This window comes from Rhizobium sp. BT-226, assembly GCF_025847085.2.
Taxonomy (GTDB): domain Bacteria; phylum Pseudomonadota; class Alphaproteobacteria; order Rhizobiales; family Rhizobiaceae; genus Rhizobium; species Rhizobium sophorae.
On sequence record NZ_JAOYTI010000001.1, the window covers coordinates 917139 to 939009 of the forward strand.

Sequence of the window (21871 nt, forward strand, 5' to 3'; positions counted from 1 at the left end):
ATATCTCACATCCTGACTGTCATGCCGCCGTCCACCGTCAGCACGTGGCCGTTGACGAAGGAAGCAGCGTCACTTGCAAGAAACAGCGCCGCGCCGGCGATTTCGTCCGGGCGTCCCCAGCGCTGGACCGGGATGCGCTGACGCACGAAGGGCATCAATTCCTCGTTCGCGGCCATCGCCGCGTTCGTCTCGGTGGCAAACCAGCCGGGCGCAATCGCGTTGCTGGTGATCCCGTGCGGGCCGAATTCGACCGCCATGCCACGCATCAGTCCGGTCAGGCCCTGCTTGGCTGCCGGATAGACGCAGTCGCCGGGCATGACGACATGGCCGCTGATCGAGGTCACCGCGATCAGGCGGCCGTGATTGCGTCGCTTCATCAGCACGGCAGCGTCGCGCGAAAGCGTCATGGCCGCCGCCAGATCGGTGCGCAGCAGCTCGATGATCGCATCATCGTCGAATTCGGCCAACGGCCGCCGGTCACGGGCGCCGACATTGTTGATCAAAATATCGAGACGGCCATGGGTCTTATCGATATCGGCCATCACAGCACGCTGTGCCTCGCGGTCGGCGACGTCGAATACGGCCGCCTCCGCCGCGCCGCCCGCAGCCCGGATGGCCTTTACGGCGTCTTCCAGCGTCGCCGCCGTGCGTCCGTTGACGATGACATGCGCGCCGGCCTCGGCAAGGGCGCGCGCCATCTCGAATCCCAAACCACGCCCGCCGCCGGTCACCAGCGCCACCTGTCCTGCCAGTGAAAATCTATCCAGTACGCTCATAGTTTTCGTCGCTCCCAACCGGGTCCGTCGTAACAATTAATGGACTCAGTCAACTAATTTGGCAATAGCGGAACGACGAGACCGGATGACGCATCCGGCTTAACCGAGCAGCCCGGCCAGCCAGTGCGGATCGAGATGACGTTCCAGTTCTCCGGCGATCTCGTCGAGCGCCTGCTCGACGCTCTCGCGGTAATTCCGCTGCTCGCCTGATAGGCCGAAGCTTTGAAGCAGCCGGGCGCGGTACGCGTCGCTGCCGAAGAGCCCGTGCAGATAGGTGCCCATGATCCGGCCGTCGGCCGAAATCGCCCCGTCGGGCGCGCCGTCGATGATCGCCGAAGGCCGATTGCAATCCAGGCCGCGGGTGATGCCGAGATGGATCTGGTAGCCGGCAAGCGGCGCGTCATATTCGGTCGAGCGAGCCTGGCTATTGCGCACGGTCTTTTCCGGCGCCATCTCGGTCTCGATGTCGAGCAGCCCAAGCCCCGGCGTCTCGAGCGTCCCGCCCTCGATGCCAAGCGGGTCGTGCACCGTCCGGCCGAGCATCTGGTAGCCGCCGCAGATGCCGATCACCCGGCCGCCGCGCCTGACATGTGCCTGGAGATCGCGGTCCCAGCCCTGGACCCTAAAGTCGGCGAGATCCGATATCGTCGATTTCGAGCCGGGAAGCACGACGAGGCTCACGTCCCCAGGGATCCGCTCGCCTGATCGCACGAAGACCAGCTCGACATCCGGCTCGGTCCGCAGCGGATCGAGATCGTCGAAATTGGCGATGCGCGGCAGCACCGGCACGGCAATCTTCAGCGCGCCGGCCCTGCCCCTTGCCAACCGTTCGAGCACGACCGAATCCTCGGCCGGCAGGCGCGCAGCACCCGGCAGCCACGGCACGACGCCGAAACACGGCCAGCCGGTAAAGCCCTCGATCGCGCGGATGCCGTCGTCAAACAGCGAGACGTCGCCGCGGAACTTGTTGATGATGTAGCCCGCAATCATCGCCCGGTCGCCATCTTCGAGGATCGCATGCGTGCCGACCAGCGAAGCGATGACGCCGCCGCGGTCGATATCGCCGACGAGTACGACCGGCACGCCGGCCCGCGTCGCAAAGCCCATATTGGCGATATCGCCGACCCTGAGATTGATCTCGGCCGGCGATCCGGCGCCCTCGACGATAACGAGGTCGGTCCCCGCAGCCACGTTTTCAAAACTCTCGAGCACGGCGCCGAGCAACTCAGGCTTCAGCCGCTGGTAGTCCCGCCCCTTCGCCTGTCCGAACACCCTGCCCTGAACGATGATCTGGCTGCCATTCTCCGATTGCGGCTTGAGCAGCACCGGGTTCATGTGGACCGAAGATGGCGTGCGCGCGGCCAGCGACTGCAGCCACTGCGCCCGGCCGATCTCGCCGCCGTCATCGGCGACCGCCGCATTGTTCGACATGTTCTGCGGCTTGAACGGCCGGACCGTCAGCCCGCGATTGGCCGCCAGCCGGCAGAGCCCCGCGACCAGCACCGTCTTGCCGACATCGGAGCCGGTTCCCTGCAGCATGATCGCTCTTGCCATGGTGGCTCGCATTCGCCTCTCGTTCAGGCGAGGCCTACAATGGGCGGTAATCCCGGGTCAAGACTTGGCCTCAGTCACGTTCCCACACAAACGCGAAAACCGCGCATGGCCTTGGCTCTGCGCGGTTTGCCGAAAACTCAGGCGTCTTCGCCCTTACACGGCGAAGCTCGCTTTCTCCGGTACGCACTACCTGAACCGGAGAAGCGGCGGTCATTGCTGCCACGACCCAACTGATAACGGCACATTCTTACCGGAGAGTTATTGAAGACTTACGCAAATGTTAATTTTGACCTTTTTTGACATTCTGGTCGAAATTTCTGCCGAAGATCCGCCGCCGGTTGCGAAGAGCGTGCTTTTCGCCCGAGGGCGCCAATTTCGGGATGCTGACATAAATTCTTCGAATTCAATAATTTAGTCACGCAACCATGAGCAGAAGATGGTTGATTTCTGCGAGCGAACGGGTAGGCTCGGTCATAACGCGCCATTGTTGAACATGGCCTGCCCATGAACCGGAAAGCCTGTTGCGGTATCGCCCGGCAGGCATTTTCCCTTCGGGTGCCGGAGATAGTTGTCGGTGAATTTCAGAGCCTGCTGCACGTCCGCCTAAGAAGAATTCGGGGAATGACGATGAAGACGTTTCTGATTCCGGCCGTCTTTGCCGCGGCTCTTTCTACCGTCGCGCCGGCCGAAGCCGCCGAATGCGGCAGCGTTTCGATCGCCGAAATGAAATGGGCCTCGGCAGGCATTGCGGCGAGTTTCGACAAGATCATCCTGGAAAAGGGCTACGGCTGCTCCGTCACCATCGTCGATGGCGACACCCTGCCGACCTTCGCCTCGATGAATGAGAAAGGCATCCCCGACATCGCCTCGGAATACTGGATCAATTCCGTGAGGTCCCTGCTCGATCAGGCTGTCAACAGTGGCCGGCTGGTACAGGGGGCCGAAATCCTGGCCGACGGCGCCGTCGAGGGTTGGTGGATCCCGAAATTCATCGCCGACGCCCACCCCGACATCCGCTCGGTCGAGGACGCGCTGAAGCATCCCGAACTCTTTCCCGCCGAAGACGACCCGTCGAAAGGCGCAGTTTACAACTGCCCCGCCGACTGGAGTTGCCAGATATCGACCACCAACCTGTTCAAGGCGCTTGCCGCCGACAAGAAGGGCTTCGAGCTTGTCGAGACCGGCAGCCCCGAACGGCTCGACGCGTCGATTGCCCGCGCCTTCGACAACAAGATCGGTTGGCTCGGTTATTACTGGGCGCCGACCGCCATCCTCGGCAAATACGACATGACGCGCCTGAGCTTCGGCGTCGGCCACAACAAGAATGAATGGGATCGCTGTACCGCGGTTGCCGGTTGCGTCAGGCCCGAGCTTAATTCCTACCCGGTCTCGCGCGCCTTCACCCTGATGACCAGGTCCTTTGCCACCCGCGCCGGACCAGTCACGACCTATCTCAAGACCCGCAAATGGGACAATGCGACGATCAACCAGGTGCTCGCCTGGCAGGACGAAAACCGCGAAAGCAACGAGGATGCCGCGATCTATTTCCTTCGCAATTACGAGAGTCTGTGGACGAAATGGGTGCCAGTCGATGTAGCCGAGAAGGTCAAAGCGAGCCTATAACGGCCAAAACACGATCAAGCATGGACGATTCGATGATTCCTTTTCCCGACCGCGATACCGTTGCGGAAAAGCTCGCCGTGCTGTCGGAGACCGACAAGTCCTACCTGGCGCTGCTCATGGAAAACGCTGCCCAGGACGACAACCTGCTTGACGGCGTGCGCCGCCATCTCGATCTTGCCGCCGGATCACGTTTCCTGAATTCGCTGAAGCTCGAAAATCTCGGAATGTGGCTCGGAAGTCATGCGCCGGACCGGTTGCAGATCCGGCTCACCGAAACCGCCCGCTCCAGCCAACACCCCGCCTACCAGGCCTTCCGGACCGGCCTCAGCCGATCCGGCGGGCTGGAAAAGGTTTACCCTCCGGCCAACACTTGATCCCCCGGTCAGCACCCGATCCGGCGATTCTAGCAGCAATCTGAACCGTCACTTCTTCGCAGCGCGGTCGACCGAGCGGCCGGCATCCTGCGTGGCGTTCACGGTGTTTGCCGTATCCTTTCCTATGCCGCGAATCGTGTTGCCGCAGGAGGAAAGGGCAAGAAGAACCATCAAGGCTGCGGCAATTTTGGCCGTTGTCGTCATCTCGGATATCCTTGTTTGAAATCAACCCCGAACGGCGACAAATGCCGTCCGCGCCGATAACGCACGACAAACCAAAAGGTTCAGCGCTGAAAGGATACGCGCTGTCACTTTCGATCGGCGCATAATCCTGTCCGGAATCGGTTCCGATTTTCGGGGTTGTGCGGCTAGGCGGCGACCGCCTTCGCTCTTTCGGCAAAGGCGCCGCGAATGCTGTCGGCCACCGTTTCGATCGGCCCCGACACCTGCGAGGCGGTCAGCAGGCGGATATCGAAGGCGCCGAGCTCCGGCAGCCCTTCCTGAGGCCCGAGGATCGCCATGTCCTCGTTGACATAGGACAGCGGCAGCGGCGCGATGGCGAGATCGGAAAGCACGGCGGCGCGCTGCGCCATCGTGTGGCCGCTGAGATAGGCGACGCGATAATGCCGCTTGTTGCGTTCGAGCTGGGAGAGTGCCTCCTGGCGCCAGATGCAGCCGTCTTCCCAGATCGAGATCGGCAGCGGATCCCGGCGATGCGCCGAACCGCACTTGGCGCCGGCCCAGACCAGCCGCTCGCGGAACACCACCTCACCGCCCGTCGGGAACGGCCGTGTCGCACAGTTGATCAACGCCAGGTCGAGCCGCTGCTCCTCCATACGCTTCTTCAGCCCGATGCTCATGTCGATCGTCACGTCGACCATGATGCCGGGATAGCTTTCGGCAAAACTCTTCAGGATGCTCGGCAGCAACCGTTCGCCGATATCCTCCGGCGCGCCGAGCCGCACGACGCCGCTAAGCTCCGGCATGATGAAGCGCGACACCGCCTCGTTCGACAGCGCCAGGATGTTGCGGGCATAGGACAGCAGCATCTCGCCGTGGCGCGTCAACGATACCGAGCGGGCGTCGCGCAGAAACAGCGTCGCACCAAGCTGTTCTTCAAGCTTCTTGATCTGCATCGACACCGCCGACGGTGTGCGGAACACCGCCTCTGCGGCGGTCGAAAAATTGCCTGTCTCTGCGATAGCCACGAAAGTGCGCAGCACGTCGTTGTCAAGCAGTGGAATGGGACGGCGAAAGGGAATACTCATCGTCGCATCTTTCAATTTTTCTGATTTATAACCCCATATCATTTTGTTTGATTGAATGTCAATTGACACTCATATTTCGAGCGTCGGCAGCTAAAGCAGCAAAGGAGGCCCGACATGTCTCAAACAAGCATCTGGAATATCGTACAGGCCCTTTCCGCATTCAAGTCGCAGAGGCGCAGGGATGCGAACCATGAGCATGCGCTCCGGGAACTAAGGCGTTTTCCGCCACATCTGCTGGCAGATTGCCAGCGCGAGATGGAGTTGACCGTCCCCCCTCGGCCGCTGAAGCGAATGATCGACGATCGAACAGCGGTCACAACCCGCCCAGCAGCTTGAACGCTATGATCCACATCGTGAAAGCGACGAGCGTTTCCAGCATGCGCCAGGATGAGGGTTTCGAGAAGATCGGCCGCAGCCGCGTCGCGCCATATCCGAGCGAAAAGAAGAACAGGAAGGACCCCGTCACCGCCCCTGCCGCAAAAGAAGCCTGCTGTCCCGGATATCGTGTCGATATCGTGCCGAGCAGCACGACAGTGTCGAGATAGACATGCGGGTTGAGCCAGGTGAGTGCGAGGCAGGTCGCGAGCGTCTGCCGAAAGCTCGACGGCTTGGCTTCCCCGGCCGTCAGAGCGGCGGACGACCGCAAGGCGGAATAGAGGCTTTTTGCCCCGTACCAGACCAGAAATGCGGCTCCGCCATAGCGCATGACGGGATCGAACCAGGGCATGAACCTGGCGATTTGATGGAGGCTGGTCACGCCAAGCACGATCAGCGCCGCATCCGATACCGCGCATGCGAGGCAGACGGCGAAGACATGCTCGTTGCGTAGGCCCTGGCGGAGGATGAAGGCGTTCTGCGCGCCGATGGCGACAATCAGGCTGAGGCCCATCATCAGGCCGGTTATATAGATCGAAAAATTCATCTCTTCGGCTAAGCCTCTCATTTCGGTGAGGTTGCGCCTACCGCGATTGTGAGAATTAGGCTAATTAATCCAACTTACTCCGATTAAGTGAAACTAATCCATGCTCGACTATCCCGCTCTTCGCGCCGTCGCAACCATTGTCCAGACAGGCAGCTTCGAAAGAGCGGCGGCGGTCCTGAACGTGACCCCTTCAGCCATTTCGCAGCGCGTGAAACAGCTGGAAGAGCGTCTCGGCGTCGTCCTCATCGTCAGGGGCACGCCGTGCACGGCAACGGAAAAGGGAGAATGGCTCTGTCGCCATATGGAGAATGTCGGCGTGCTCGAAGCCGAACTCTTCGGGCAGCTGCCGGCTCTCGTCGATCCCGACGAGCCCCGCCAAAGGGTCACGCTTCAAATCGCCACGAATGCCGACAGCCTCGGGACATGGTTCGTCGAGGCCATGTCGAATTTCGCCAAAAGCTCTTCCTATCTGCTGAACGTTGCCGTCGACGATCAGGACCACACCGCCGAATGGCTGCAGCGCGGGCGGGTGATCGCCGCCGTCACCAGCCTGGAAAAGCCGGTTCGCGGGTGCCGGCGTTTTGCCCTTGGCGCTCTGCGTTACCACGCCACGGCAACGCCCGATTTCGTCGCGCGCCATTTTCCGCAGGGCGTAACATCAGAGGCGATCCGCAATGCTCCGGCCCTGACCTTCAACCAGAAAGACAGGCTGCAGAGCAGCTGGATACGCAAAACGTTCGGGCGCGATCTCGATTTTCCCACCCACTGGCTGCCGTCGCCGCAGAGCTTCGTCGAGGCGAGCCTTTCAGGCATGTGCTGGGGAATGAACCCGATCCAGCTGACTCGCGAGCATCTCGCATCCGGACGGCTGGTCGAACTGGTGCCCGACACACCGCTCGATGTCCCGCTCTACTGGCAGATAAACCGCCTCGCCGCCGACCGCCTGGCGGATCTGACTCGCGAAGTCGTCACGGTGGCCAAGCGCCGTCTTTGACGGGTCACTCAAGAATGCAGCAGAACCGGGTCGCTTTGTCAGACGTAAGCCGTGCGGCTGCCGAACGCGCTGGTCTCGTCAAAATTCGTCGTGCCGATACGCTCGCTTTCGCCGGAAAGTTCTTTCGGAGCTTCATTGGCAGGCTTCGATGCAGCGGACGCTTGAGTTTGGCTGCTCTCGCTCGCTTCGAGCTTGGCGATCTTCGCTTCCAGCGTATCGATAGATTTTTCGATCGTGGCCTTCTCCTGCTCGTCCTGCGTTTCCGACAGAGCTGCCTTCTCTTCGGCGAGTTGCGCCTCGAGAGAGGCAAGCTGGTCCGACAAACTGGAAGACGAGGCTGAAGCGGCGGAACTCAAAATGGTGGATGCAGAACTGGAAATTGCGCTGACCATGAGCATGACTTTCGATGATGGAATGTCATCGTTCTAGCCACGGATGGTAAAGGTTCGATAAATAAAGTACCGGATGGTACCAAAATAATGAGGACCAAGCAAAGAGCGCGCTCCTATGCGATGGCGATGATCTCCAGTTCCTGGCCGCCTGTCTCCGCCACATCACCGACAGCCTTGCCCATCAGCAACCGCGCCACCGGGGAGACGTAGGAAATCGATCCGGCCTTGGGATCGGCTTCGTCCTCCCCGACGATGCGATAGGTCTGCACGCGCCCGTCGTCACGGCGGAAAGTCACCGTGCTGCCGAAGACGACGGTGTCGGTTGACGTAGGGTCAGGCATGAGCTGGGCGGTGCGAAGTCTTGCGGCCAAGTAGCGGAGATCACGCAAAGGATTGGCTGTCTGCCGCCGCCGTTCGTTCACATCGTCGATGGTGCTCGCAGCATCATAGGCCTCGCGGGCCTGCCGGAAATGCACCTCCAGAGCCTTCAACCCCGCCTCCGTGACAAGGTTCGGGTGCGGCGAAATCGGACGGTCGGGCAGCAGGGTTTCCGAAGCCGTTTCAAAACTCTCTTCCTTCGTAAAGGCGACGGCCAATCTCGGACTCCGTTTTAGGGCGCAGTGCGCACTTCTAGCTGATGGGCAATTGCCCCAAATCTCTGTCGAAACCATACATCGACCGCGCACGAACCGCCAATCCTGCTTCATCGGCAGCCGCTTTCAAGATCATGACTCCCTAGATTGGGAGCGGCGGGAAGGTCCGACACCGCTGGCGGTGCCCCCATCCCTTTATTTCGACACGTGCTCGGGCTTGCCTTTCCTCTTGGTTGATGCGAACTCCTCGAGCTGTTTTTCGCTCATGGATTCGACCATCTGTTTTGAGGCGCCTTTGAGTTCACTCTTCGGCGTCTCGCCACGCTTGGCAGAAAGTGCGGCGCCTGCCGCCTTTTGCTGGGCCTTGGACTTAGCTGGCATATCGATCTCCTGTCTCTTGAGCGCCCCCCGCGTCAAACTATCTTGAATTCGTCAGGCCTGCGTGCAGCGCGCTGGCTCCCTTGCAGGGACGCTGCGGCCCGTAGGCCGCAGCCGACCAACTGTCAGTTGATGGTCGCCCATTGCATCCGGACATCCCTGGCATTCTTGGACAAATGGACGTGTGCATCGACGTGATCGACCCAATCGATGGGGATCAAGTGGTGCTTGCCGTCTTCCGAATCGAGCTTCGTCAGCTTGATGCGCGTGGGGCCGTCGAGATGGTCGACTGTGCCGACTTGGGTGCCGTCGGCAGCCCGTACTTCCATATGTTCGCGGATCTGATCTGCGGAAATCATTGTTTCCTCCTTTGTATCATTGTCGGGTACGAAGCGGCAACGACGTGCAGCAGACTTGGTTCCCAACACCCGCGACCCTGTTCAATCGGCCGTCACGTTCCAGTTGTCGTCGGGATTGAAGGTCCTGATGCCGGCCGCTATTTTTTCGGTCTCGCGGCCTAGATCAGCCTGGTAGACCGTGCCATTGGCATTCACCGCGAAGGTGTGCACGCCGGTTTCGCCATATCGGATCGGCCAGGCGATCAGGGCAAATCCCGCGATCATATTGCCGTTGATCACATAATCGAACTCTCCGCCGGCGATGTTCGGTCCCTGGGCGTCGATGATCCTGTAGCGATAGCCGTAATAGCCCTCGCCGGCCTTGGCCTTATCAAGCGCCGCATTGTCTTCGAGCGCGTTGCCCGCCGGGCTATCCCCCTCGCCCAGATCAGGCGACCAGTAGAGACCATCGGTTTTTCCGTCGCTGCTGATCAGTTTCTGGGCATATTCGAGAACGCCGTCATCATCGTGGTCGGCGGAAGCATATTCCTTTTGAGCGTCTACATAGGCCTGCATCGTGTCGATGGTCTGTAATTCGTTCTCGCCGACGCGACGATTGATGATCTCCTCGAACCCGGCATAGGTGTCGAAACCCCACTTGCCATCGTCGCCCTTCACGATCGGAAACGGCAAAGGCCATAATTTGTCGCCGATCTCGATGATCTTGCGGCCATCGACGTCCTTCACGACGACCTTCTTCTGTGTGCCGTCGCGGATTTGGGCATAGGTGTCCATCACCCCTTCGCCTGCCTTCGCTTTCACTGCATCGATACCCAGCAGCGCCGCGAACTTGTCGAAATCATCAGCCGCTAGCGCCGCCTTGAAGGCGTCGACGGCTTGTTCCGGCGTCTCGAATACGGGCGGATCGCTCTGCGAAGCGAAGCCCGAGATGACGGTCGCGTCGGATGGCTCTTCTGCAGATGCCGGAACCGGATTGGTGGCGAGAGCCGCAAGAGCAAACACCGAACCCAGAAGCATGTTTCTGACTGACTTTGTCATGACTTTCCTCCTTCTTCCGGTTATCGACGACGGCCACCGCCACCGCCGCGGCGCATTTCTCCACCGCCACCACCGCGACTGCCGCCGGCCATGGCCTGTCTGCCGCGGCTGGACTGCATCTGAGCGCGTCTGCCGCTGTCGACCTGACCGAGCGCCGAAGGCTTTTTGGGACGGCTGTCGACCCGGGCCGCAGGCTTCGGCTTTGCGACCGGGCGTTTGGCGTTGACCCCGGGCCTTGCGTTTTCGGCAGCCCTGTTCGGCGTCCTTGCCTCAGGCCTGCGGTTCTGCGCAGCCTGCGCTCCCTTCCCGCCCCCGGAAGCCGCGCCTGTATTGCCTGCCTTGTTGCGAGCAGCATTGACCCTGTCCGCATCGATCTTGCTCTTGCGGACATCGTTGACACTGACTTTGCCTGGCTTGTCGCGGATCGTGTTCGCACGGTCGTTGCCTCTTGCTCCGACCCTGTCGCCGGCGTTCGCCTCGATACTGGTCCGGAAGGAGCCGCGGTCGATCTTGTTGAACTGCGCGCTGTCGAACCCGATCTTGCTGCGGTCGACGTTTTTCCAGTCGACGTCGTTGATATTCACCTTGCCGTTGATGTTGTTCAAACAGTTGTTGCAATCGATATCGACATTGCCGTTCCAGCGCCCGCCCCATACGCCCCAGCGGTTCCAGTCGACGGCGGCGGCCCACACCGCTCCCGTCACCACGCCCGCGAAAAAGGTGGCGGTCGGATAGTAGTAGTTCGGATACGGCTCGGAATAGTAGCCGATAGGCTCGGCCACATAGTTCGGTTCATACAGCATCTCCGGCGCGTATTGCGGAACGTAGATCTTCTCGGGACTGGCGGAGACGATCACGACGTTGTCGTTCTCCTGGCTGACCTTGATCTTGTCGTCGGTCTTGATGATGCCGTCGGCAACCGCCTTGTCGCGCAGTTGCTGTATGGCGATCAGAACGTCCTTCTGCTGGTAGGAAAGCGCCTCTCCGAGAGACTGCGTCCAGTCCAGATCCTCGCTCATCATCGTGACGATCTGAGGATAATTCAGCAGCGATACGATACTGCCGTCCCACGTCGTCTTCGGCTTGAGCGTGGGCTGCTTCTTCAAGGTTTCGAGGAACCGGGCCGCTTCCACGACCTGCAGCGGATAGAGCGACGCCGACGTGACGAGCGCAACCAGTTCATCCGGATAGAGCGCGATCCGCGCCACCAGGATTTCGAGTTCGTCCTCGCTCAGAGGCGCCGGCGCGTCGTCTTCCGCGGCGACGGGACTGGAAGCAGCCGGCTCCTGCGCGGCGGCAGTCAGCACCAGAAGTGGCGAAAACGGGAACCCTGCAAAAGGCAGGAATAGGCCCGTGGCGAGTAACAAAGCGTGAGGTCTAGCCATCTCAAATCCTCCTTGCGGTCAGACATGGTGTGTAGGCTGTCGACTATTGTATTTTCGCTTATGCTTATATTCTCCTCAGTGGAGCAGAATTGATAGCGAAAACATCGGCACAGCCGTCTTTGTGCCTTTGGGAGGCAGCCGACGTCCTCGGGTGAGGTGCTCTCCGAGAGCGTGCGTCATGCCGATATCCTCTTCGCGTTGCTGGTTCGCGGCCACAGGATGGCGGCAAACAGCAGTGCGTAGATCAAGGCCGCCGCGACATAGACGATGCGGGTGGCGAAGGATTCTGCAGCACTCCCCGGCAGAGGCGAGACCCCGAGGCCGAAGAGGATCAGGAAGGTCGTCAGGGCACCGGCAAATACTGGCGCGTCCTTTGACCGGGCGGCTGCGCGCCCTCCGAGCAGGAGAACGACGACAAGAACGATGAGGAAGATCGAGAGGAGATTAGGGCGCAGCGACAGCGCGGCATACGCGGCGGAGGCGAGCACGCCACCGAACAGATTGACGAGCACGAGCCCCATCGCTGCCCGCCCGCTCGCGCCAACGTCGAGCTGTCCGAGCAGCGACGCCACTGTTATCGGAATGACTGCCGCAGCCGTTAGGTTGTCGCTCGTCAGGCAGATCACGACGGAGCCCAAGAGGATGACCGTGTTTGCCAGCGCCCGAAGCAAAGCCGGCGGTCGCTCGTCGATCGCCACCGCCTCGACCTCCTGGGAGAACGGCTCGGGAAAGATCGCATGGGCGAGCCACATCAGAACTGCGCCCGACAACACCCCGGCGACCAGGATGGACAGAATGGAATTGGCGAGCTCCTTGTTCAGGATACCCAGCAGAGGCACGATGATCGAAACGACGAGCACGAGAAAGACGGCCGGTCCTCCCTTTCCCGTCGACTGTGCGGCGAAGCACGCAAAATAGGTTAGCCCTAGGATCAGAAGGAACGGCGCCGGACGGTCGCCGAGCATGTTGGTCAGAACCATCATCGCCATCCCGGCGATCAGAATAACCATCGCCGCGCCGACGGTCTTGCCGAGCGGCATGGGCCGCGAACTTCCGAGCAGAAACTGGGCGGCAAAGAGCGGACCGAGGAACGGCACGATGGCCCCGACATAGACTGCGAACGTGAAGCCGATGGAGACGGCGAACGCAACCCGAAGCCCCTTGCGTTTCTGCTCCTCGACAGCGGGGCTCCTCTCAGCGAACATAGGTCAGCACCGACATGATGCGGATCCAGAGCGATCCCCAGGCATTGGTGACCGGGTTGTTGCCCGTGTAGATGACGACGGTCGCCTGCGAGCCGTAGCGCACGCCGCCCTTGGGCCGCTCAGCCTCCTCGATGATGAGGCGGACTGGAAACCGCTGCGGCTCCTGGACCCAGCCGCTATCACTCCGGATCGTCGGCAATCCGGTGTTCGGGTCCGTGCTGCCCTGCGATACGCCGAAACCAACGCTCTCGACTTGCGCCGGAAACAGCCGACCGGGAAGCGCGTCGAAAAGGACTTCCGCCCGGTTGCCGACTGCCACATTCTCGAGGCTGTTCTCCTTGAAGGCGGCGGTGATCCAGATCGTGCCGGCATCGATGAAGGTCATGGCTGACTGTCCAGCCGACACGACCTTACCGGTTGTAAGTTGGAGGTTGGTCACGACCCCGGCCGAAGGTGCCTGAACGGTGGTCCGCAGCAGATCGAGTCTTGCCTTTTCGAGCGCTGCCAGAGCTGCCCGGAGCTGCGGATTGTCATTTCCGCTCGGCCCGAGCTGCTCCTTGGCCTTGGCCAGCTCGGCCTCAGCACCGGTGACGGCCGCCTCTGACTGACCGAAAGCCGATTTGGTTGAATCAGCCCGCGCTTTGGAATACACGCCCCTCTTTTGCAGCTCTTCGGCGCGCGCAGCTTGTTCGCGAAGATTGTCCCGATCAACCTGGGCCGTGACGAGCTTTGCCTGCGCCGCATCGACAGCAGCCGTTGACGCGCCCATTGACTGGCCGACACTTGCAAGGCTCGCCTCGGCCTCATTGACCGCGAGCTCGTAGCGCTCGGGATCGATACGAAAGAGAACCTGATTGGCCTCGACGCGCGAGTTGTCGGCGACTCCCACTTCCACCACACGGCCGGTGACTTCGGGCGCGATGCCGACGATATAGGCCTGGACCTGGGCTTGCGAGGTCGATGGCGTGCGCCGCTCCATGAAGATGGAGAGGACGAACAGGACGAGCGCCAGCAGGACGACGATAAGCGCTATCCTGCGGAGTGGATTCCGAGGCGCTGGGGAAATGGCAGGCTCGTCCAAGTTTTCGGAAACCACGGCAATATCCTTCGGAAGCGTTTTGTTTCGTGGAAGCTGAAAGTTCAGTGCTGGACCTCTGTCGTGATGGTCGTTACCGGGCGATGGAACGCAAGTAGGTAACCGTAACATACGCCTCGCGATGCCTGGCCGCCGGAGCCTGGCCGCGCATATCAGCGAGGTGGCGATAACGAGGCGTGGTCAAGCGCGCCCTCTATCTCCTTGGAGAGTTCTGCGACCAACTCCTGGTATTCGACGACGCGCTCGGCGCGCTTCGGATCTGTTGAGACGTCCCATTTCTCCAGCGCCGATTGAGCGTCGGCAAAGTCCCTGCAGATCTCTCGAAAGTCCTCACTGCGGGCAGAGAGATCGTCGATCGCCTTGATCCTGGTTGGAAATTGCCGACGGACTGCGGTCATGCCTTCGTCCATGGTTCACTCCTTAACGGCCTCCGGGACGCTGCCTCTGCAACATGGTGCCGGCCAATCTTCATGGACGAAGGAGGGTTCGTGGAGTATGTTACCGTAACATACGGTCTGGCAGTGATGTGACTCAACGGGGGATTGGGGACAGACATGCAGACGTGGGTACCAGCAGAGGGGTCTGCAGCACGGATTTCTTTGAGGCCTGCGCCTCAAGCCGAGGATATCAGGGAGCAGTTGGAGCGTGTCGTCTCCAGCCCTGAATTCCCAGGCGTCGGTCGGGCCGCAGCGTTTCTTCGCTATGTCGTCTCGGAAACCCTCGAGGGTCGGGGGAACCGGATCAAAGCCTATTCGATCGCGATCGAGGTGTTCGGCCGGGATGCCGGCTTCACCCAGGACGATCCGGTGGTCAGGATCGAGGCCGGGCGGCTGCGGCGGTCGCTCGAGCGCTATTATCTCGTCGCCGGACAGCATGATCCGGTCAGGATCGACATTCCCAAAGGCGGATATATCCCAACTTTCGCCTGGTCCTGTCCGGAGTTAGTCGACACTGGGCACGAAGAAGTCGAAGACGCATCACCCTCCAAGGTCCACACCGGACGCTGGTGGGCCACAAAGCGGGTTTTGTTGCCGGGTGCCGCCGCCCTCGCTGCAGTCGCCATTTCGCTCTATTGGATCGGGACGCGGTCTCCCGCTCCGTCGCTCGACCGCGTTGCAGGCCTGTCGCCCGATCGTCCGGCCCTCGTGGTGGCCCCGTTTGCCAATCTCGGCGAAGGGCCGGAAGCGCAGCTCTACACTGCCGGCCTGACCGAGGAACTGATGACCATCCTGCCACGGTTCAAGGAGATCAAGGTGTTCGGCCGCGAGACGTCCAAGTCCCTCCCCGCGGATGTGGGTGCATCGGAGGTCCGGGCCGAATTCGGCGCTCGTTATCTCCTTGCCGGCGGAGTCCGCACGTCGGGCAAGCGTCTTCGTGTGACGGCGAGATTGCTCGATACGTCGGACGGCGAGATCCTCTGGTCGGAGAATTATGACAATGATCTCGCATCGGGCGACCTGTTTGCGATCCAGACGGATGTCGCCAGAAAGGTTGCGACCGCTATCGCCCAACCCTACGGGGTCATGGCGCAGGTCGACTCCGCCAGCCCGCCGCCTGATGATCTCGGTGCCTATGAATGCACTTTGCGCTTCTATGCCTATCGTTCGGAATTGAGCGTCGAGGCGCATGCCCGCGTCCGGGATTGCCTCGAGGCCGCGCTAGCGCGGTTTCCAAGCTATGCGACCGCTTGGGCAATGCTGTCGATCGTCTATCTCGATGAGGACCGCTACAAGTTCAATCCGACATCAGGCCAGGATTCAGCCACACGGCGTGCCCTCGATGCCGCCAGGCGCGCAACCCAGATCGATCCGAACAATACGCGCGGACTTCAAGCGTTGATGACGGCGCTGTTCTTCGACAGGCAGCTTGCTGAATCGCTTCGGGTGGGCGAGCAGGCACTCGCCACCAATCCCAACGACACCGAACTGATGGGCGAATTCGGAACGCGGCTTGCGATCGCCGGCCAGTGGCAGCGCGGAGCAGCCCTCCTGGACCAGGCCATTGCCCTTAATCCGGGCAGCGGCGGCTTCTACCACGGAACGCGAGCCCTGGCCGCCTACATGCTTCACGACAACGACACCGCCGTGCTGGAGATCAGGCGGGCGAACATGCAGAAGTTCCCTCTCTTCCATGTTGTCGCCGCCATCATCTACGCGGAGGCTGGCATGATGGACGATGCCCGCCGGGAAGGACAGGTGTTCGTCAGCATGCGACCTGATTTCCTGCCGAACATTGTAACAGAACTCGCGATGCGAAACATGCAGCCCGAAGATCGAGACCGCCTGATCGAAGGACTTCGCAAGGCGGGGATGACGGTGCCTGATCCCGATGCAATTGCGTCGAGCGCCGCCACCTCGGACCTGCAACCCCGCTGATACTGTCTCCCTGACCGTAACATACCCGATCATACGGGTAAGCCATCTGATCTTCGCATAGTCTCGCCCAGTGCCGACTTCGACCGCCGCGGTGTGCGGCGTCGAGGACTGCCGGAACTTGACAAGGCCTGAACTTGACGGGGCGATGAGGAACAGCAGTGAGCACAAGATATCGAGATGGGCGACTTCGACCAAGCCCTTCCCAAGGTTTGAAATGGATCTCGGCTCTCCTGCTGCTTTGTGCATTAGGCGGATGTGGAGGCCACCCGAAGAATGTGCTGATCCCCGTTGCCGATAGCGCGCCGAACGCCACCAAGGTCGAGATGCTGGTGACCACGACGCGCACCCGCTCCACGATCCAAGGCGAAATGTTCACAGGCGAGCGTGCACTCGCCCCGGCCTTTGCCGACATCACCGTATCCATCCCGCCTGCGAACGTCCGCAAGATCGGCGAAGTCGCCTGGCCGAGGCGGCTTCCCTCCAATCCCGCAACCGACTTCGCAACCTTGAAAGCCGACGAGATCACCCGCGACGACGCCAGGAAATGGCTGAGCGCCTCGGTCAGGAAGAGCCGCGACCGCAGCGTGCTGGTGTTCATCCATGGCTTCAACAACCGTTTCGAAGACTCCGTCTATCGCTTCGCCCAGATCGTCAAGGATTCCGGCGTCCATAGCGCGCCGGTGCTGGTAACATGGCCGTCGCGCGGCAGCCTGCTCGCATACGGATATGACAGGGAGAGCACGAACTACACCCGCAACGCCTTGGAGACGCTGTTCCAGTATCTCGCCAGGGATCCAGAGGTGAAGGAAGTCTCGATCCTGGCGCATTCCATGGGGAACTGGCTGGCCCTGGAAGCGCTTCGCCAGATGGCGATCCGCAACGGCCGCCTTCCCGACAAATTCGAGAATGTGATGCTGGCCTCGCCCGATGTGGATGTCGATGTCTTTCGCCAGCAGATCGTCGACATGGGTAAACAGCACCCAAAGTTCACCCTGTTCGTTTCGCGAGACGACCGCGCGCTCGCGGTATCCCGCAGGGTATGGGGCGACGTCGCCAGACTCGGCGCCATCGATCCCGAGCAGGCGCCCTTCAAGAAGGAACTGGCCGACAGCCAGATCACGGTGATCGACCTCACCAAGGTCAAGGCGGGCGACAGGCTGAACCATGGAAAATTCGCGGAATCGCCCGAGGTCGTTCAGCTGATCGGAGCGCGGATTTCCGACGGCCAGACGCTGACCGACAGCAAGGTCGGGCTCGGGGACAAGATCCTTGCCGCGACGACGAGCACTGCGGCGGCGGCAGGCAGCGCAGCCGGCCTGATCCTTGCCGCCCCGGTCGCCGTCGTCGATGCGGATACCAGAGATAATTACGCCGGCCAGGTCAGCGGCCTCACAGGTCCTGTGGGTACGCAGCCGCGAGCACCAGACTGCATTGCCGCAGGCCGGTCGAAGGAGTCGTGCAGGCAATGACGGCTTAGGAACCGGCAGGCGAACAGGTTCATCGAGATCAGGATAAACGATGTTATTACTTTCCAGGATCCGCATGTTTAGATCGCTTTTTACCGGGGCTGCTCTGGTGTCCGTCCTCCTTGGCGCTTCGATTGCCATGGCCCAGAGCGTGACGCCCGCAAGCCCACAGCCGGAAAGTGTCCAGCGCTTTATCGGAATGCTCTCGGATCCCGACGTCCAGCGCTTCCTGCAGCAGCAATCGCAAGCAGCCAAACCCGCGGCGGAGCCGCCTTTGGAAGTCCCGAACCGCGACCCTTCATTCTCCGAATTCGCGATGCGGTTCCGTGCCCATGCCTCCGGCCTTCTCGGCGCCATCCAGTCCTTTCCCCTGGAGACGATGCGCGGCGGGGCCGTACTCGAACGTGACATCCAGGCGAACGGCGGGACACGGCCGATCTTCCTGGTCGCGGCCTTCGTCGCCGTCGGGCTGGCCGCACAATGGCTGTTCTGGTGGATCAGCACCGGCTGGCGCTCCTGGATGGCGCGCGCGCCCTTTGCCACGGTTCGCGAGAGGGTGATCGCACTGGCCGCGAGGCTTCTGTGGGCGGCATGTTACGTCCTTTCATTCGGCCTCGGCAGCATAGGCTTCTTCCTGCTGTTCCAATGGCCGCCTGTTATCCGGGAGATCGTCGTCGGCTACCTCTTCGCGATCGTCGTCTTCCGCCTGGCGAGCGCGCTTTTCGACGTGCTTCTGGCGCCACGGGCGGAGGAAGAGGGTCGGTTCCGTGTCGTCCCGATCACGAAGGATGCCGCCGGCCACTGGGCGAAACGCCTGGGTTATCTCGTTGGCTGGTATGCCTTTGGCTGGGTGACCATCCGCCTGCTCGGCACTCTCGGCTTTTCCGTCCCGGCCCGGCAACTCGTGGCATATTCGCTTGGCCTCGTGTTGCTCGTCATCGGCATCGAAGCTGTCTGGAGACGTCCGACCCCATTATCTGCCGGCCAAGCCAGCCGGATCGGACTGCGGGCGCGGAACTGGCTCTGGACGGTCTACTTCGCAGCCGTCTGGCTGCTGTGGGTGGTCGGCGCCATGAGGCTGTTCTGGATTGCGGTGGTCTGTGCCGCCCTGCCCGGCGCCATTGCCCTCACCAAGGCGTCCGTCAACAATATCCTGCGTTCTTCCGTCGCCGAAGAGGACGGACACAAGAAAGGCACCGTTGTCTCGGTGATCGTCGAGCGTGGTATCAGGGCAGCGCTGATCGTCGGCGCGATCGTTCTGCTTGCGGATGCCCTGGACGTCAGGCTGACGCAGATGACGATGCAGGATTCGCCGCTTCTGCGCCTCGTTCGCGGCCTCCTCAGTGCCGGAATCATTCTCCTGATCGTCGATCTCGCCTGGAGCGTCGTAAAAGTGCTGATCGACCGCAAGCTCGGCGACACCGAGGCCGTCCTTGAAATCGGCAGCGAACGGGAGCGGCGGCGCACGCGTCTCAGAACCCTGCTACCGATCCTTCGCAATTTCCTGATGATCCTCTTCGTCGCCATCGCGATCATGATGGCGCTGTCGTCGCTCGGCGTCGAAATCGGCCCGTTGATCGCGGGTGCCGGCGTGGTCGGCGTCGCCATCGGCTTCGGGGCGCAGACCGTGGTCAAGGACGTCATCAGCGGGATGTTCTACCTGCTCGACGACGCCTTCCGGGTTGGCGAATATATCCAGAGCGGCAGCTACAAGGGCACCGTCGAGTCCTTCAGCTTGCGGTCCATCAAGCTCAGGCATCACCGCGGCGCGGTCTACATCGTCCCGTTCAGCGAACTCGGAGCGGTCCAGAACATGAGCCGCGATTGGGTGATCGAGAAGATGACGATCACCATTACTTACGATTCCGACATCGAGAAGGCCCGCAAGATCATCAAGAAGATCGGCCTGGAACTGTTCGAGGATCCGGAGTTCAAACCGACCACGATCGAGCCGCTGAAGATGCAGGGGATCGACAGCCTGGGCGACTCCGGCCTGCTTCTGCGCATGAAGGTCATGACGCTTCCGGGCGAGCAGTTCACGCTGAAGCGGCGGGCTCTCCGGATGATCCATCAGGCTTTCAACGAAAATGGCATCAAGCTCGCCGTGCCGACCGTCCAGGTCTCAGGCGGAAAGGACGATAGCATCGCAGCCGCGGCTCAGCAGACGCTCGCCGCGCAAAACGCGGCGACCGCCGCAGGCCCGGCCTGAGAAGCACTGAGGATATGAAGCGAAACACGAGAGCAATGGGAGGAAATGAAATGAAGATTCTGGCCATCCTATCGCACACGCTTGCGACACTTGCCGTCATAGTGACGGTCTGCGCTCCCGTCCTCGTTCCCGCGACGGCCGAAGCCGCTCGTCGAGGCGTTGCGGCATGTGGCCCGAGAGGCTGCGGCGCTGCGGCCTGCGGACCGCGTGGATGCGCTGCCGTCGGACGCCGGACCGCTCCAGTCGTTCGCCCGCCCGTCCGGCGTGGTGTCGTGGTCGTCGCCCCTCGCCGCTACTGGCGTCCGGGTACAGCCATCGCCGCGGGTGCCGCCATCGGCTTTGTCGCCGGAGCAGCCGCCGTTTCACTGGCAGGCACGCCGCCGCAGTCCGGTCAATGCTGGTACTACACCTCACCCGCCAAGACCACGGGCTTCTGGGACGTGTGCCCGCGCTGAGCGGCTCGGCAGAAAAACTGCAAGCTCGCTTGGCTCTCCTCGCCGCCCGCCCTCCCCGGAGTGGGGAGGACCTCGATTTCCACGTCACAATTTAGAGGGTACGTTCCATGGATTTCACCGTCATCGATGCCGCACTCGTCGGAAAACTTCTGCTACTGCTTCTGATCGGCATGGGGCCGAAGATCGCCCTGGTGCCGTTTCTGGAAAAGACCCACGCCTTCGATACCGAAACCAAGGCGCGTATCGGCCGCCAGATGGTTCTGATCGCTGTCGTCACGGCGCTGATCCTTTTCGCCACCGGCGCTCTGCTGATGCGGCTTCTCCACATCACGGGCGGCGCAGTCGCCGTCGCCGGCGGCATCATCCTCGCGCTGATCGCGATCAAGATGGCATCAGGACCAACGGAGAAGCCGCACGACGACTTTGCGGCCCCCGTCGACCCGGACAAGCTGGCCATCTTTCCGCTCGCGGTCCCTTACCTCCTTAATCCTGTCGGCATCACGGTCATCATCATCGCCTCCGGCGAAGTCGTCTCGATCGCCAGCGCGATCCTCGTCACCGCTCTGATCCTGATCGTCGGTGCGTTGGACTATCTGGTGTTCACCAACATCGACAAGCTCGCCAAGCGCATGAAGCCAGTCACCATGATCGTCTCGGAGGTCGTCTTCGGCATCCTGCTGACCGCAGTCGCAGTCCAGCTGATCGTCGCCGGGCTTGGCAACCTCGGGATTATCACCCCGACAGCCGCGCATTAGATGCGAATGATCTTGGGCCGGATTGGCCCAAAAATCTGAACCCGGATTTAAATCAAAGAAATAAAGCCGAAAGCCGCTCGGTCTTCGGCATCATGCTCAACTGCGGATTTGCTCTCCCCTGAGCGGAAAGCCCGGAGATTAAGGTCGGTGACAGACTGTCACCATCGACCGCCGGGATCACCGCGATCATTCAATATCTCTGATGCTATCCATAAGTTCTATTCGTTTGAATGATGAGTTCCAGGGGGCCATATTAGGATCATGGACGTGGACGAACCTCCCAACGACGACCATGTCCCCGACCCAAGAAAGGAACCGGAAAATGACCACGCTCACCTATCGCGGTGGTGGTAAGTCCCTCACCTCCAGCCACGGCCGCTTCGATCTGGCACATTATGCCCGTAGCCTCGTGCTCGCCTGGACGCGCTGGCAGACGGCCCGCGAAATCGAAGCCATGCCCTTCGACATCCGCAAGGACATCGGCTGGCCGAGCACGGACGACAGCAAACACCGGACCATATAATGAATGCGACATTCCTCCCAAGATAAGGGCGGCGCCTGCTTCGTGCAACGCCGCCTTTTTCGTAGCCTGGCCGTCCTATTCCAAACCCATTTTCAACATTGAATTTCAGTTGCTATCAGCCTATCAGCTGG

25 protein-coding genes are annotated in these 21871 nt (G+C 61.3%); 10 read left to right on the plus strand and 15 right to left on the minus strand.

Going from position 1 to position 21871, the window contains the following annotated elements; genetic code table 11:
- Positions 1-5 precede the first annotated feature (5 nt).
- Together OIU37_RS04685 and OIU37_RS04690 are read right to left on the minus strand one after the other, a co-directional pair.
- Complete coding sequence (locus OIU37_RS04685) at positions 6-776, minus strand: SDR family oxidoreductase (protein WP_264256065.1); 771 nt, start codon at positions 774-776, stop codon at positions 6-8.
- Positions 777-875: 99 nt separating this feature from the next.
- Positions 876-2330 (minus strand): cobyric acid synthase, encoded by a 1455-nt coding sequence (locus tag OIU37_RS04690; RefSeq protein WP_264257447.1) that lies wholly within the window; start codon positions 2328-2330, stop codon positions 876-878.
- A 621-nt stretch (positions 2331-2951) separates the two neighbouring features.
- Between OIU37_RS04690 and OIU37_RS04695 the strand changes: the two genes are divergently transcribed.
- Entirely contained in the window at positions 2952-3953 is a 1002-nt protein-coding gene (locus OIU37_RS04695) for a glycine betaine ABC transporter substrate-binding protein (protein ID WP_180694874.1), read from the plus strand.
- 20 nt (positions 3954-3973) lie between these two features.
- Positions 3974-4327 (plus strand): hypothetical protein, encoded by a 354-nt coding sequence (locus OIU37_RS04700; RefSeq protein ID WP_264256067.1) that lies wholly within the window; start codon positions 3974-3976, stop codon positions 4325-4327.
- 48 nt (positions 4328-4375) lie between these two features.
- On the opposite strand, the gene OIU37_RS04705 is transcribed toward OIU37_RS04700, so the two are convergent.
- Together OIU37_RS04705 and OIU37_RS04710 are read right to left on the minus strand one after the other, a co-directional pair.
- The gene (locus OIU37_RS04705; RefSeq protein ID WP_003540537.1) at positions 4376-4531 is read right to left on the minus strand and encodes a hypothetical protein; all 156 of its coding nucleotides are present in this window, start codon (positions 4529-4531) and stop codon (positions 4376-4378) included.
- A gap of 164 nt (positions 4532-4695) precedes the next feature.
- Positions 4696-5637, minus strand: coding sequence for a LysR family transcriptional regulator (locus OIU37_RS04710; protein ID WP_171602801.1), 942 nt, complete (start codon positions 5635-5637; stop codon positions 4696-4698).
- A gap of 72 nt (positions 5638-5709) precedes the next feature.
- Between OIU37_RS04710 and OIU37_RS04715 the strand changes: the two genes are divergently transcribed.
- Positions 5710-5931: a hypothetical protein gene (locus OIU37_RS04715; RefSeq protein ID WP_240603064.1), complete on the plus strand. Its 222-nt coding sequence runs from the start codon at positions 5710-5712 to the stop codon at positions 5929-5931.
- Here OIU37_RS04715 and OIU37_RS04720 read toward each other — a convergent pair.
- Positions 5909-6517, minus strand: a complete 609-nt coding sequence (locus OIU37_RS04720) for a LysE/ArgO family amino acid transporter (protein WP_171602802.1) — start codon at positions 6515-6517, stop codon at positions 5909-5911. The two genes, OIU37_RS04715 and OIU37_RS04720, sit on opposite strands and share 23 nt — an antisense overlap.
- Before the next feature lie 100 nt (positions 6518-6617).
- Between OIU37_RS04720 and OIU37_RS04725 the strand changes: the two genes are divergently transcribed.
- The gene (locus OIU37_RS04725; RefSeq protein WP_171602803.1) at positions 6618-7511 is read left to right on the plus strand and encodes a LysR family transcriptional regulator ArgP; all 894 of its coding nucleotides are present in this window, start codon (positions 6618-6620) and stop codon (positions 7509-7511) included.
- Positions 7512-7549: 38 nt separating this feature from the next.
- Here the strand turns inward: OIU37_RS04725 and OIU37_RS04730 are convergent, their stop codons facing one another.
- The 9 genes from OIU37_RS04730 to OIU37_RS04770 all read right to left on the minus strand — a co-directional run bounded on the left by OIU37_RS04730 (position 7550) and on the right by OIU37_RS04770 (position 14367).
- Entirely contained in the window at positions 7550-7909 is a 360-nt protein-coding gene (locus tag OIU37_RS04730; protein WP_171602804.1) for a FlxA-like family protein, read from the minus strand.
- 107 nt (positions 7910-8016) lie between these two features.
- Complete coding sequence (greA, locus tag OIU37_RS04735) at positions 8017-8499, minus strand: transcription elongation factor GreA (RefSeq protein WP_171602805.1); 483 nt, start codon at positions 8497-8499, stop codon at positions 8017-8019.
- A gap of 192 nt (positions 8500-8691) precedes the next feature.
- Positions 8692-8877, minus strand: coding sequence for a DUF3008 family protein (locus OIU37_RS04740; RefSeq protein WP_028756545.1), 186 nt, complete (start codon positions 8875-8877; stop codon positions 8692-8694).
- A gap of 122 nt (positions 8878-8999) precedes the next feature.
- Positions 9000-9233 carry a DUF2171 domain-containing protein gene (locus OIU37_RS04745; protein WP_171602806.1) on the minus strand — a complete coding sequence of 78 codons (234 nt, stop codon included), beginning with the start codon at positions 9231-9233 and terminating at the stop codon, positions 9000-9002.
- A gap of 81 nt (positions 9234-9314) precedes the next feature.
- A complete protein-coding gene (locus tag OIU37_RS04750; protein ID WP_264256104.1) occupies positions 9315-10271 on the minus strand; it encodes a DUF2950 domain-containing protein in 957 nt (318 codons plus the stop codon).
- Positions 10272-10291: 20 nt separating this feature from the next.
- The gene (locus OIU37_RS04755) at positions 10292-11656 is read right to left on the minus strand and encodes a DUF3300 domain-containing protein (RefSeq protein WP_180694870.1); all 1365 of its coding nucleotides are present in this window, start codon (positions 11654-11656) and stop codon (positions 10292-10294) included.
- A 176-nt stretch (positions 11657-11832) separates the two neighbouring features.
- On the minus strand, positions 11833-12861 hold the full coding sequence (locus OIU37_RS04760; RefSeq protein ID WP_264256106.1) for a DUF2955 domain-containing protein: 1029 nt from the start codon (positions 12859-12861) through the stop codon (positions 11833-11835).
- Entirely contained in the window at positions 12851-13957 is a 1107-nt protein-coding gene (locus OIU37_RS04765; protein WP_171602810.1) for an HlyD family secretion protein, read from the minus strand. Before OIU37_RS04765 ends, OIU37_RS04760 begins: the two co-directional genes overlap by 11 nt.
- A 152-nt stretch (positions 13958-14109) precedes the next feature.
- Positions 14110-14367 carry a hypothetical protein gene (locus OIU37_RS04770; protein ID WP_180694867.1) on the minus strand — a complete coding sequence of 86 codons (258 nt, stop codon included), beginning with the start codon at positions 14365-14367 and terminating at the stop codon, positions 14110-14112.
- 144 nt (positions 14368-14511) lie between these two features.
- Between OIU37_RS04770 and OIU37_RS04775 the strand changes: the two genes are divergently transcribed.
- The 5 genes from OIU37_RS04775 (at position 14512) to OIU37_RS04795 (ending at position 21217) form a co-directional block, all read left to right on the plus strand.
- On the plus strand, positions 14512-16332 hold the full coding sequence (locus OIU37_RS04775; protein ID WP_264256109.1) for an adenylate cyclase: 1821 nt from the start codon (positions 14512-14514) through the stop codon (positions 16330-16332).
- A 158-nt stretch (positions 16333-16490) separates the two neighbouring features.
- A complete protein-coding gene (locus tag OIU37_RS04780; RefSeq protein WP_240603060.1) occupies positions 16491-17801 on the plus strand; it encodes an alpha/beta hydrolase in 1311 nt (436 codons plus the stop codon).
- Positions 17802-17850: 49 nt separating this feature from the next.
- On the plus strand, positions 17851-20007 hold the full coding sequence (locus OIU37_RS04785) for a mechanosensitive ion channel family protein (protein WP_264256111.1): 2157 nt from the start codon (positions 17851-17853) through the stop codon (positions 20005-20007).
- A 50-nt stretch (positions 20008-20057) separates the two neighbouring features.
- Entirely contained in the window at positions 20058-20462 is a 405-nt protein-coding gene (locus OIU37_RS04790; protein ID WP_240603058.1) for a hypothetical protein, read from the plus strand.
- Between the two features lie 107 nt (positions 20463-20569).
- Complete coding sequence (locus OIU37_RS04795) at positions 20570-21217, plus strand: MarC family protein (protein ID WP_240603057.1); 648 nt, start codon at positions 20570-20572, stop codon at positions 21215-21217.
- A 52-nt stretch (positions 21218-21269) separates the two neighbouring features.
- Here OIU37_RS04795 and OIU37_RS04800 read toward each other — a convergent pair whose 3' ends face one another.
- Entirely contained in the window at positions 21270-21407 is a 138-nt protein-coding gene (locus OIU37_RS04800; protein ID WP_182210119.1) for a hypothetical protein, read from the minus strand.
- Positions 21408-21539: 132 nt separating this feature from the next.
- Between OIU37_RS04800 and OIU37_RS04805 the strand changes: the two genes are divergently transcribed.
- Positions 21540-21740, plus strand: coding sequence for a hypothetical protein (locus tag OIU37_RS04805; protein WP_240603056.1), 201 nt, complete (start codon positions 21540-21542; stop codon positions 21738-21740).
- Positions 21741-21871 lie beyond the last annotated feature (131 nt).